At 71.5% G+C, this 11,892-nt stretch carries 8 protein-coding genes and 1 pseudogene; 8 read left to right on the forward strand and 1 reads right to left on the reverse strand.

Annotation, left to right across the window (positions count from 1 at the left end; all coding sequences use genetic code 11):
- Nucleotides 1-123: 123 nt before the first annotated feature.
- Genes ACWDR4_RS36970 through ACWDR4_RS36990 form a run of 5 tightly spaced genes read left to right on the forward strand, consistent with a single transcriptional unit; the run spans nt 124 to nt 5,878 of the window.
- Nucleotides 124-909, forward strand: a complete 786-nt coding sequence (locus ACWDR4_RS36970) for a class I SAM-dependent methyltransferase (protein WP_450414985.1) — start codon at nt 124-126, stop codon at nt 907-909.
- A gap of 55 nt (nt 910-964) precedes the next feature.
- Nucleotides 965-2,551 (forward strand): ABC transporter substrate-binding protein, encoded by a 1,587-nt coding sequence (locus tag ACWDR4_RS36975; protein WP_450414987.1) that lies wholly within the window; start codon nt 965-967, stop codon nt 2,549-2,551.
- Entirely contained in the window at nt 2,548-3,501 is a 954-nt protein-coding gene (locus tag ACWDR4_RS36980; RefSeq protein WP_450414989.1) for an ABC transporter permease, read from the forward strand. The genes ACWDR4_RS36975 and ACWDR4_RS36980 overlap by 4 nt, the downstream gene beginning before the upstream one ends.
- Nucleotides 3,498-4,304, forward strand: a complete 807-nt coding sequence (locus ACWDR4_RS36985) for an ABC transporter permease (RefSeq protein ID WP_450414990.1) — start codon at nt 3,498-3,500, stop codon at nt 4,302-4,304. The genes ACWDR4_RS36980 and ACWDR4_RS36985 overlap by 4 nt, the downstream gene beginning before the upstream one ends.
- On the forward strand, nt 4,301-5,878 hold the full coding sequence (locus tag ACWDR4_RS36990) for an ABC transporter ATP-binding protein (RefSeq protein ID WP_450414992.1): 1,578 nt from the start codon (nt 4,301-4,303) through the stop codon (nt 5,876-5,878). The genes ACWDR4_RS36985 and ACWDR4_RS36990 overlap by 4 nt, the downstream gene beginning before the upstream one ends.
- Before the next feature lie 3 nt (nt 5,879-5,881).
- On the opposite strand, the gene ACWDR4_RS36995 is transcribed toward ACWDR4_RS36990, so the two are convergent.
- Nucleotides 5,882-6,502, reverse strand: coding sequence for a TetR/AcrR family transcriptional regulator (locus tag ACWDR4_RS36995; RefSeq protein WP_450414994.1), 621 nt, complete (start codon nt 6,500-6,502; stop codon nt 5,882-5,884).
- Between the two features lie 118 nt (nt 6,503-6,620).
- Here ACWDR4_RS36995 and ACWDR4_RS37000 point away from each other — a divergent pair, with 118 nt between their 5' ends.
- The 3 genes and pseudogenes from ACWDR4_RS37000 to ACWDR4_RS37010 form a co-directional block, all read left to right on the forward strand.
- Nucleotides 6,621-7,565, forward strand: a complete 945-nt coding sequence (locus tag ACWDR4_RS37000; protein WP_450414995.1) for an alpha/beta fold hydrolase — start codon at nt 6,621-6,623, stop codon at nt 7,563-7,565.
- Between the two features lie 161 nt (nt 7,566-7,726).
- Nucleotides 7,727-9,238, forward strand: coding sequence for a 3' terminal RNA ribose 2'-O-methyltransferase Hen1 (locus ACWDR4_RS37005; RefSeq protein ID WP_450414997.1), 1,512 nt, complete (start codon nt 7,727-7,729; stop codon nt 9,236-9,238).
- Nucleotides 9,235-11,799 (forward strand): annotated as a pseudogene (locus ACWDR4_RS37010) (polynucleotide kinase-phosphatase); the annotation flags it as partial. The gene ACWDR4_RS37005 and the pseudogene ACWDR4_RS37010, both read left to right, overlap by 4 nt.
- Nucleotides 11,800-11,892 lie beyond the last annotated feature (93 nt).

Consider the following 11,892-nt stretch of genomic DNA (forward strand, 5'->3'; position numbering starts at 1 on the left):
GGCTGCGAGCGTGCTGTGAACGGTGTCGGCGCGGACCTCGGTGTGAACCGCACCAGCGGTGACCGGGCTGTGAACAGCGCTGGCGGGGAGCGCGCTGTGAACACCCACGCCGGGAAACGCCCTGTGAACAGCCGCAACCTGCTCACCGACAACCCCGAGCTGTACGAGGCCCGCTTTCCCGACCACGGCCGGCTGGCCGGGCACTGGGCCGAGGACTGTCTGCGTCGGCACGGTGGCGGGTCGCGGGTGTTGGACATCGGGTGCGGTACGGGGCGGGACGCTGAGTATCTGCAGCGGGTCGGGCGTTCCGTCACAGGGGCCGATCTGTCCGAGGCGATGCTCGCGTACGCCCGGGAGAGGTATCCGGGGCCCGAGTACGTCAGTGCCGATCTCACCGGCTTCGAGCTGGGCGCCGGTGCCTTCGACGCCGTTGTCTGCCTCGACAGCGCGCTCCTGTACTGCCACACCAACGACCAGCTCGACGGATTCCTCGCCTCCTGCCGACGTGCCCTCGCTCCCGGTGGACTCCTCGTCGCCGAGATGCGCAACGGGGCCTACTTCCTCGGCCGTACCGACCTGCTCGACACCCCGGTCGTCGGAGGGTTCACCTGGCAGGGCACCGCCTATCGGTCCGTCACCACGCTCACTGTCGACCGGACCGCCCAACTCCTGCGCCGGGTCAGGGATTGGACAGCCGACGACGGGACGGCACCCGTCCAACAGAGGTCTGCCTGGCGGCTGTTGTTCCCGCAGGAGCTGCGTCACGTGCTCGCCGCACACGGCTTCGACGTACTCGAACTGCACGACGGTCCAGGGCCGCGTACCGAACCGCCCTGGCAGGAGGGTGAGTTGCCCGGCGACAGCACTGACGCGGACCGGCTGCACCTCGTCGCACGCCGTCGGCACTGACATCCACCGCTCACCACACACGCCGATCACACGTCAAGAGATCCGAAGGACTCCCATGTACGACATTCCTGCCCTGCGCCGACGCGGTTTCCTCGCTGCCGTGGGCGGTACCGCCGCGCTCGGTGCGCTCGGCCTCGCGGGCTGTGCCGCCGACTCCACGGACGACACCTCCGGCGGCAGCGGCTCCGGCAGCGGTAAGCCCAGACGGGGCGGGCGGCTGCGGGCCGCCTTCGCCGGTGGGGGTGCCAGCGAGACCCTTGACCCGCATCTGGCCAGCCTGTTCGCCGACGCGGCCCGTGCCAAGGCGCTCTACGACAAGCTCGCCGACTACGGCGCCGACCTCTCCGCGCAGCCCCGCCTCGCCGAGAAGTGGGAGGCCAACAAGACGCTGGACCGCTGGCAGGTGACCCTCCGCCGGGCTACTTTCCACGACGGCAAGGCGGTCACCGCCGAGGACGTGCTGTACAGCTACCGGCGGATCGCCGACCCCGACCAGGCGTTCCGGGCGAAGGCGTCCCTGGAGCCGATCGACCTCGACGCCAGCCGGGCCACCGGCACGCACGGGATCGAGTTCGTGCTGAAGCGTCCGACAGCCGAATTCCCCAACATCCTGGCCGCGTTCGGCGCGTACATCGTGCCCGACGGCGCGACCGGAACCGACTTCGACAGCAAGCCAGTCGGGTCCGGGCCCTTCCGGTTCGTGTCCTTCGCGCCCGGCCGTTCCGCGCTGTTCCGCCGCTACGACGACTACTGGGAGGGCGCCCCGCACCTCGACGAGATCGAGTTCGTCGTCGCCAACGAGGAGTCCGCGCGCGTCAACGCGCTGCTCGGCGGCCAGGTCGAGTACGCCCACGAACTCAACCCGACCACCGCTCGGGCCCATGAAGGCAAGGGGCAGATCGAGATCGTGCGCCTGCGCAACAGCGCCATGCAGGGCTTCGCGATGAAGACCGACCGCGCGCCCTTCGACGACAAGCGCGTCCGCGAGGCCTTCTTCCTCATCGCCGACCGGCAGGAACTCGTCGACGGCGCGCTGTCCGGCGCGGGTGTCGTCGGGAACGACCTGTTCGGGAAGGGGTACGAGTACTACGCCGCCGATCTCCCGCAGCGCGCCCAGGATCTCGACCGGGCCAAGGCCCTGCTGAAGCAGGCCGGTGCCGAGAACCTCAAGGTCACGCTCGACACCTCCGCAGTCGCCGCCGGTTTCACCGAGGCCGCCGGGATCTTCCGCGACCAGGCGGCGAAGGCGGGCGTCACGATCGACGTGAAGATGGGCAGCAAGGACTCGTACTGGAGCGACATCCTCGACTCGGGCACGATCTGCTGCTATCGCTCCGGCGCCATGCCCATCGAGGCGCACATCTCGCAGCGGCTGCTCACCGACTCCACCACCAACGCCACGAAGTGGCACCACAAGGACTTCGACGCGCTGTACCAGCAGGCCCAGTCGACGAAGGACACGGCCGGGCGGACCGCCGTGTACGAGCGGATGCAGCGTCGGCTGTACGCCGAGGGCGGGTTCCTGGTGTGGGGGTTCGCCGACTGGATCCTCGGAACCGCCAAGAACGTGCAGGGAGTTGAGGAGAAGGCGCCCGCCAACTCGCTCGACTGGGCGCGGTTCGACAAGGTCTGGCTGGCGTGAGCGGACTGCGCTCCTTCGTCGTCCGGCGGCTGCTTCTCGGCGGCGCGCAGACCGTGGCCGTCGTGCTGCTGGTCTTCGCGCTCACCGAGGCGCTGCCGGGCGACGCGGCCGTCGCACTCGCCGGGGACCAGCCCGACCCGGCGCGTGTCGCGGCCATCCGCGAGGCCATGCACCTCGACCGGCCCGCGTACGAACGGCTGCTGGACTGGGCGGCGGGCCTCGCGCACGGGGACTTCGGCACCTCGCTGACGTCCGGGCGGCCGGTCAGCACGTACGTCGAGGACGGGTTCGGGCCGACGTTGCTGCTCGCGACCATCACGGTAACGCTCCTGGTTCCGCTGGGAGTTGGGCTCGGTGTGCTGGCCGCCCGGTACGAAGGGCGGCTCGTGGACCGGCTCGTCAGCTCCGTCACCCTCGGCGTGTACGCCGTACCGGAGTTCGCCTTCGGGGTGCTGCTGGTGACCGTCTTCGCGCTCCAGCTGGGCTGGCTGCCGCCGACCGCCGTCGGCTACGGCACCGACCTGCTCGGCCACCCCGCCGCACTGGTCCTGCCCGTCCTGGTCCTGCTGTCCCGCCCGGTGTGCTCCCTGGCCCGGCTCGTGCGCGCCGGCATGGTCGACGCGCTGAACTCGCCGTACGTCGCCCAGGCGCGCCGGTACGGCATCCCGGGCGTCCGTGTCCGGTACGCCCACGCCCTGCCCAACGCCGTCGCCCCGGCGGCGCAGCAACTCGCCCGCACCGTCGACTGGTTGCTGTGCGGGGTCATCGTCGTGGAGGCGCTGTTCGTGATCCCGGGACTGGGGACCGTACTCATGAACGCCGTCGCCGAACGTGATGTGCCGGTGGTGCAGGGGCTGGCGGTGGCGTTCGGTGTGCTGACCGTCCTCCTCAATCTGGGCGCCGATCTCGTCGCGCACCGGTTCGCGCCCCGGGCGGGGGTGGCCGCGTGAAGGGGTGTTCGCGGTTCGCACTCGGGGTCGGCGTCATCGGCGTACCCCTCGTACTCGCCCTGCTGGGACCGCTGTTCGCGGGTGAACCGGGGCCCCGGGCCGTCTCGTTCACGCTCGGGGACGGGCGCTTGCTCGGCACCGACTTCGTGGGTCGGGACGTGTGGCAGCAGGTGCTGCACGGTGGTCGGCCGGTGGTGGTGACCGCGCTGGCCGCGACCGTGCTCGCCTATCTCGTGGCGTTGCCGCTCGGCCTCATCAGCGCGCTCACACACCGGAGTTGGCTGGAGGAGCTGCTGATGCGGCCCTTGGACGTCCTGCTCGCCGTGCCCTCGCTGCTGCTGATCCTGCTCGTCGCCTCGGTGTTCGAGCCGGGCGCGGTCGGGCTCGCCCTGCTCGTCGCGCTGGCCAACATCCCTGACGCGGCCCGGATCGTCCGCGCGGCGGCAGCGGAGGCCGCCGCCCGCCCGGCCGTCGAGGCGCTGCGCATGCAGGGCGAGACCTGGTGGCGCATGGCCGTCGGCTATGTCGGCCGCTCCATCCTGCGCACCCTCGCCGCCGACGCGGGCATCCGGCTCACCGGCGTGCTGTATCTGGTGGCCACGGCCGCCTTCCTCGGCGTCGGGGTCGCGCCGGACGCCGCCGACTGGGCCGTCATGGTGGACCGCAACCGCACCGGGCTGTTCGTACAGCCCTGGGCCGTGGTCGTGCCCGCGCTGCTGATCGTCGCGCTGACGACGGGCAGCAACCTGCTCTTCGACGCGGCGCTGGACCGACGTACTCCTGAGAAGGGACGACAGGCATGAACGCCCCCGACAACACCGGCCCTGACGCCCCTGTCAGTGCGCCGGCCGCCGAGATCGAGAACCTCCGCGTCGAGATCGACGGCAGACCCCTCGTCGACGGGGTCAGCCTCCGTGTCCTTCCCGGCCGGGTGACGGCCCTGGTCGGCGCGTCCGGCAGCGGCAAGACCACCACCGGCCTTGCCCTGCTCGGCGAACACCCGCCCGGCGCACGGGTGTCGGGCGAGGTACGGGTGTCCGGCGGGGGCCCGGTCGGATACGTCCCCCAGCATCCCGCCGCCGTCCTCAACCCCGCCCGCCGGGTGGGTGCCCTCCTCGACGACATCGCCCGCGAACAGGTACGGGACCTGCCCCGGGCGACCCGCCGGACGGAGGCTCGCGCCCGCGTGCTGCGCGCGCTCGCCGACGCCCAACTGCTCGACGGGGAAGCCTTGTTGCGCCGCTACCCGCACCAGCTCTCGGGCGGCCAGCAGCAACGTGTGGTCCTGGCCCAGGCGCTGCTGCTGGGCGCCCGGGTCGTCGTCGCGGACGAACCCACCACGGGCCAGGACGCGTTGACGAAGAGCCGCATCGTCGAGGAGCTGGCGGCCGTCGCCGCACAGGGCATCGCCGTGCTCCTGCTCAGCCACGACCTCGACGTCGTCCGCGCACTGGCCGACGAGGTGCTGGTGATGCGGGAGGGCCGGGTCGTCGAGTCGGGGCCGGCGGAGCGGGATCGGCTCGCGCCCCGCCACCAGTGGACCCGCGAACTCCTCGCCGCTCAGCAACCGCGGTCGACGGAGACAGGCGACCGTTCCGGCGTACAGGTCCCCGTCCTGCACGTCCACGACCTCACCGCCCGCCACCACCGCACCCAGGTCCTCCACGTCCCCGAACTCACCCTGCACGCAGGCGAGTTCCTGGCCGTCGTCGGCCGTTCGGGCAGCGGCAAGACCACCCTCGCCCGCTGTCTGGCGGGCCTCCACCGCGACCACGACGGTCGGGTGACCCTCGACGGTGACACCCTTCCGCGCAGCCTGCGCGACCGCGACCGGGGTCAACTGGCCGCCGTGCAATACGTGTTCCAGGACGCGCGGGCCGCGTTCGACGAGTACCGGCCCGTCGTCGAGCAGGTCGCGCGTACGGCCGTACGACTGCGCGGCACCGAAGCACAGGCCGCCGGGGCGGAGGCCCTCGCCGCTCTCGCCGAACTGGGGCTCACCGGGGAGCAGGCCCTGCGCCTCCCGGGTCGGCTCTCCGGCGGCGAACTCCAACGTGCCGCCCTCGCACGGGCGTTGCTGGCCCGGCCCCGCGTCCTCATCTGCGACGAGATCACCTCGGGCCTGGACGCGGTCACCCGGCGCGGCCTCCTCGACGTTCTCGCCGGGCTCCGGCGCGAGCGCGGCGAGCTGTCCGTCGTACTCATCACGCACGACCTGGACACGGCGTCGCTCGCCGACCGGATCGCCGTACTCGACGCGGGGGAGGTGGTCGAACAGGGGCCGGTGGCAAGGGTGTTGGCCGAGCCCGCGCATCCGTTCACGAGGCGGCTGCTTGCTGCGACGGACAGGGGCATCAGCAAGGCCCAGGCGCACTAGTCATCAAGCATCAACTGGAACGGACTCCCGGAAAATCCGGTCCAGTTGACGCAGGAGAACCGCGACGGTGTCCTCCGCCGTCCGCTGCCCCACCAGGACACTGGTCCCGAGCCCTGCGGACAGCGCGAGCAGGGTGACGGCCTCCGTGCGTACGTCGATGTCGGGTGCCGTGAGGCCGGCGGCCCGCGCCTGCTGGAGAAGGACCGCGAGACTCTCCTCGGCGGCGTCGGGGCTCTTGAGGAAGGGCTGGGCGGCGAGTGCCTCGTCGGTCATGGCGAGCACGGCGTACGAGGTGTAGACGAGGTGCAGGGCGCGGCTCTCCTCGTCGGTCGGCAGCGCGGCAAGGAGCAGGGCCTCGATCATCGCGCGCGGCCCGGGATCGTCCCCGGCGGCCCGCACCCGGGCGGCGACGCGCTCGCCGAACCTCTCGGCGAGCTGCCGCAAGCCGTAGAGCAGCAGGTTCTCCTTGGTCTCGAAGTAGTACTGCACCAGCCGCAGCGAAACCCCCGCCTCGGCGGCCACATCGCGCATCCCCACGGCGTGCAGTCCGCGCCGCCCCGCCACCCGCACGAGGGCCCGCGCGATCTCGGCGCGTCGTTCGTCATGGTCCACGCGTTTGGGCATCGTCCGTCACTCCGTTGATCGGCGGTTCCGGTCGATGATACCGCTGTACCATGAACATGGTACGTTCGTATCACGAAAGCGTGCAGCCCCCGGAACCCCTTCAGGAGGTGGCCCAGCCGTGCCCAAAGCCACGACCAGCGCCCCGGCGACCCGTACCCCGGCCGACGTCGGCCGGTACGTGAACGACGCCCGCCGCGACCGGTACTTCGCGGCCTGCGACGCGCTGTACGCGATGGGCGCGCCCATCGAGGAGGAGTTGGACGTCGAGACGAGCTTCGGCACCACACACGTCTACCGGCACGGCCCCGCCCCCTCCGCCACCTCCCGCACCCCGATCGTGCTGGTCCACGGAGCGGGCAGCTGTTCCGCGATGTGGTACCCGAACACCGCCGGGCTGAGCGCCGACCGGCCCGTGTACGCGCTCGACACGCCTGGCGACCCGGGCCGCAGCGTCCAGCGCGAGGCCATCCACCAGCCGGAACTGGCCGCCCAGTGGCTGGACGAGGCGCTTGCCGCGCTCGGCCTCGACCGCGTCCACCTGGTGGGCTCCTCGTACGGCGGCTGGCTCGTCCTGAACCAGGCCCACCGCAGGCCCGGCCGCCTCGCCTCCGTGACCCTCCTGGACCCGGGCGGGCTGGAGAAGGTGGGCCTGCGGTTCTTCGTCTGGATCTTCGCCGGCCTCTTCGCGACCGCCGCACCCAAAGCACTGCGCCCGCGCCTGGCGGCCTGGCTGGAGCAACCGGTGCTCGTCGTACCGGAGTTGCGCGCCATGATCCGAGCCTCCGTCCGCGCCTACCGCATCCGCCGCCCGATCCCGCAACCGCTCACCGAGGACGAGCTGCGGACCATCCGCACCCCGCTCTACCTGGTCCTCGGCAAGCGCAGCCTGCTGCTCCACCCGCGACGCCAGCTGGAACGCGTCCAGCGGCTGATCCCGGGCACCCGCGCCGAGATCGTCGCGCACACCGGCCACGCCCCCCAGATCGACCACCCCGAACAGATCAACGAACGCATACGGGACTTCACGGCCGCGGTGGACGCCGGGGGCGGCGAAAATCCCTGAGTGTGTCCTGGGCGTTCGCTGTACGTTGTGGAAACGCGCCGAGGCAGGTCAGAGGCCCCTGGGCACCTTCAGGGGCCATGGTCACCGAGGCGCGCTCATCCACTGCCGTGGCGGCCCCGTGCCGTCCGGCGGTACAGACGCCGTTTCGAGGTACAACCACCGTGTTCCTGACGATCAGCACCACCGGCACCGCCGAACGCCCCGCGACCGACCTCGGGTACCTGCTGCACAAGCATCCCGACAACGCGCAGACGTTCTCCACCTCCTACGGCACCGCGCACGTCCTCTACCCCGAGGCGTCCGCCGAGCGCTGCACGGCCGCGCTGCTGCTGGAGGTCGACGCGGTGGCACTGGTCCGGCGCGGCAAGGGCAAGGGACGCGGTGGCGCACCCGACGCGGCACTCGCGCAGTACGTCAACGACCGCCCGTACGCGGCCTCTTCGCTGCTCGCGGTCGCGCTCAGCGCCGTGTTCAGCAGCGCGATGAAGGGCCAGTGCCGGGCGAAGCCCGAACTCCCCGGTCAGGTACGTCCGTTGCGCATCGAGGTGCCCGCAGTGCCGGCCCGGGGCGGCGCGGACCTCGTACGAGGTCTCTTCGAGCCGCTCGGCTGGACGGTGACGGCCGAACCGGTCGCGCTGGACCCGGAGTTCCCGGAGTGGGGCGACTCGCGGTACGTACGTCTCGTCCTCGAATCGGAGACGCTGACCCTCGCCGAGGCGCTGCGCCATCTGTACGTCCTGCTGCCGGTCCTCGACGACGCCAAGCACTACTGGGTCGCGCCCGACGAGGTCGACAAGCTGCTGCGGGCCGGCGAGGGCTGGCTGCCCCAGCACCCGGAGCAGAAGCTGATCACCAGCCGGTATCTGTCCCGCCGTTGGTCGCTCACCCGGCAGGCGATGGAGCGGCTGGAACTGGTCCGGCTCGCCGAGACCGACGACAGCGAGGTCGAGGAGATCGACAACGCGGTCGAGGAGGAGACGGAGGTGGAGGCGGAGGAGAAGCCGACCTCGCTCGCCGTGCAGCGCCGGGACGCGATCATCGCCGCGCTGAAGACGTCCGGGGCTGCCAGGGTTCTCGATCTCGGGTGCGGGCAGGGCCAGTTGGTGCAGGCGCTGCTCAAGGACCCGGCGTTCACCGAGATCGTCGGGGTCGACGTGTCGATGCGCGCGCTCACCATCGCCTCGCGGCGGCTGAAGCTGGACCGGATGGGGGAACGGCAGGCGGCACGCGTCCAGTTGCTCCAGGGTTCGCTCGCCTACACCGACAAGCGGCTCAAGGGGTACGACGCCGCCGTACTGTGCGAGGTCGTCGAACACCTCGACCTGCCTCGTCTGCCGGCACTGGAGTACGCGGTGTTCGGCGCGGCCCGCCCCCGCACGGTCCTCGTGACGACACCGAACGTCGAGTACAACGTCCGCTGGGAAACCCTCCCGGCCGGCCACAGCCGCCACAGCGACCACCGCTTCGAGTGGACGCGGGAGGAGTTCCGGGCGTGGGCGGGCGCGGTGGCCGAACGGCACGGGTACGAGACGGAGTTCGTGCCGGTCGGGCCGGACGACCCGGAGGTCGGCCCGCCGACACAGATGGCCGTGTTCACGATGAAGACCGAGACCGCCGACAAGACCGCCGACGAGACCACGAGCGAGAAGAAGAAGGAGGCGAAGGCAGCATGAGCAGTGTCGAGAACAACGAGAGCGTCGAGAACAAGGGGCGTGTCCTGCCCGTCACCGACCTCTCCCTCGTCGTGCTGATCGGGGCGTCCGGCTCGGGCAAGTCCACTTTCGCCCGGCGGCACTTCAAGCCGACCGAGGTCATCTCCTCGGACTTCTGCCGAGGCCTGGTCGCCGACGACGAGAACGACCAGAGCGCCAGCGGGGACGCCTTCGACGTCCTGCACTACATCGCCGGCAAGCGACTCGCGGCGGGCCGCCGTACGGTCGTCGACGCGACCAACGTCCAGGAGGGCAGCCGGAAGCAGCTGATCGAGCTGGCCCGGCAGTACGACGTCCTGCCCATCGCCGTCGTCCTCGACGTGCCCGACGACGTGTGCGCCGAACGCAATGCCTCACGCACCGACCGGGCCGACATGCCCCGCCGGGTCATCCACCGCCATATCCGCGAACTCCGCCGCTCCCTGCGCCACTTGGAGCGCGAGGGGTTCCGGAAGGTGCACATCCTGCGTGGAGTGGAGGAGATCGAGAGCGCCGAGATCCGCACCGAGAAGCGCTACAACGACCTGACCCACCTCACCGGCCCCTTCGACATCATCGGCGACATCCACGGCTGCGCGACCGAACTGGACTCCCTGCTCGGCAAGTTGGGCTACGAGGACGGAGTCCACCCGGCCGGCCGTACGGCCGTCTTCGTGGGCGACCTCGTCGACCGCGGCCCGGACAGCCCGGGCGTGCTGCGCCGCGTGATGTCCATGGTCGGCTCGGGCAACGCGCTGTGCGTGCCCGGCAACCACGAGAACAAGTACGGCCGCCACCTCAAGGGCCGCAAGGTCCAGCACACCCACGGCCTCGCCGAGACCATCGGGCAGATGGAGGCCGAGAGCGGCGAATTCCGCGCCCAGGTAAGGGAGTTCATCGACGGACTGGTCAGCCACTACGTCCTCGACGGTGGCCGACTGGTGGTCTGCCACGCCGGGCTGCCCGAGAAGTACCACGGCCGTACGTCGGGCCGGGTGCGCTCGCACGCGCTGTACGGCGAAACGACCGGCGAGACCGACGAGTTCGGCCTGCCGGTGCGTTACCCGTGGGCGGAGGACTACCGGGGCCGGGCCGCGGTCGTGTACGGCCACACACCCGTCCCCGAGGCGAGCTGGCTGAACAACACCATCTGCCTCGACACCGGTGCCGTCTTCGGCGGCAAGCTGACCGCGCTGCGCTGGCCGGAGCGGGAACTGGTCGACGTACCGGCGGAGCAGGTCTGGTACGAGCCGGTCAGGCCGCTGCGTCCGGAGGGGCCGGGCGGGCACGACGGCCGGCCGCTGGACCTGGCGGACGTCCACGGCCGCCGGGTGGTGGAGACGCGCCACGCGGGCCGGATCACGGTCCGCGAGGAGAACGCGGCGGCGGCCCTGGAGGTCATGAGCCGCTTCGCGGTCGACCCGCGCCTGCTGCCGTACCTGCCGCCGACGATGGCTCCGACGGCCACCTCCCAGGTGGACGGCTACCTGGAGCACCCGGCGGAGGCGTTCGAGCAGTACCGGGCGGACGGGGTCGAGCGGGTCGTGTGCGAGGAGAAGCACATGGGGTCGCGGGCGGTGGTGCTGGTGTGCCGTGACGCGGAGACGGCTCGGAAGCGGTTCGGTGTGGACGCCGAGGGTCTCACCGGGGCGCTGTACACGCGTACCGGGCGGCCGTTCGTCGACGACCCGGCGGTGACCGAGGAGATCCTCCGCCGGGTACGGGTGGCGGCCGACGCGGCGGGATTGTGGGAGGAGCTGGGCACCGACTGGCTGCTCCTGGACGCCGAGTTGATGCCGTGGTCGCTGAAGACGTCCGGGCTGCTTCGCTCGCAGTACGCGGCGGTGGGCGCCGCCTCCGGGGCGGTGTTCCCGGGAGCACTGTCCGCCCTGGAGGGTGCGGCGGCGCGTGGCGTCGACGTGGGTGACCTGCTGACCCGCCAGCGTGAACGGGCGTCGGACGCCTCGGCGTTCACGGCGGCCTACCGGCGCTACTGCTGGCCGACGGAGGGACTGGACGGGGTGCGCCTGGCTCCCTTCCAGGTCCTGGCGACCGAGGGTCGCAGCCTCGCCGGGCTGCCGCACGACGAGCAACTCGCCCTGCTGGACCGACTGGTGGAGCACGACGGCACCGGTCTGCTGCAGACGACGCGTCGGCTGTACGTCGACACGGGGGACGCGGAGTCCGTGCGGGCGGGCGTGGACTGGTGGCTGGAGATGACCGGGCGGGGTGGTGAGGGCATGGTCGTGAAGCCGCTGGGTGGTGTCGTGCGCGACGGCAAGGGGCGGCTGGTGCAGCCCGGCATCAAGTGCCGGGGGCGGGAGTACCTGCGGATCATCTACGGCCCGGAGTACACGCGGCCGGAGAACCTTGCCCGGCTGCGGGGGCGGTTCCTGAACCACAAGCGGTCGCTGGCGATCAGGGAGTACGCGCTGGGGTTGGAGGCGTTGGATCGGCTGGCGGAGGGGGAGCCGTTGTGGCGGGTGCATGAGGCGGTGTTCGGGGTGCTGGCGCTGGAGTCTGAGCCGGTGGACCCGCGACTGCGGCCGGGCCGCCATCAGCCTCGACAACGCCCGCCGCTACACCACCGAGCACAACGCCGTCGTCCAGCTCCAGCGCGCCCTGCTGGCCGAGCC

The sequence above is a fragment of the Streptomyces sp. NPDC000878 genome (assembly GCF_053599695.1).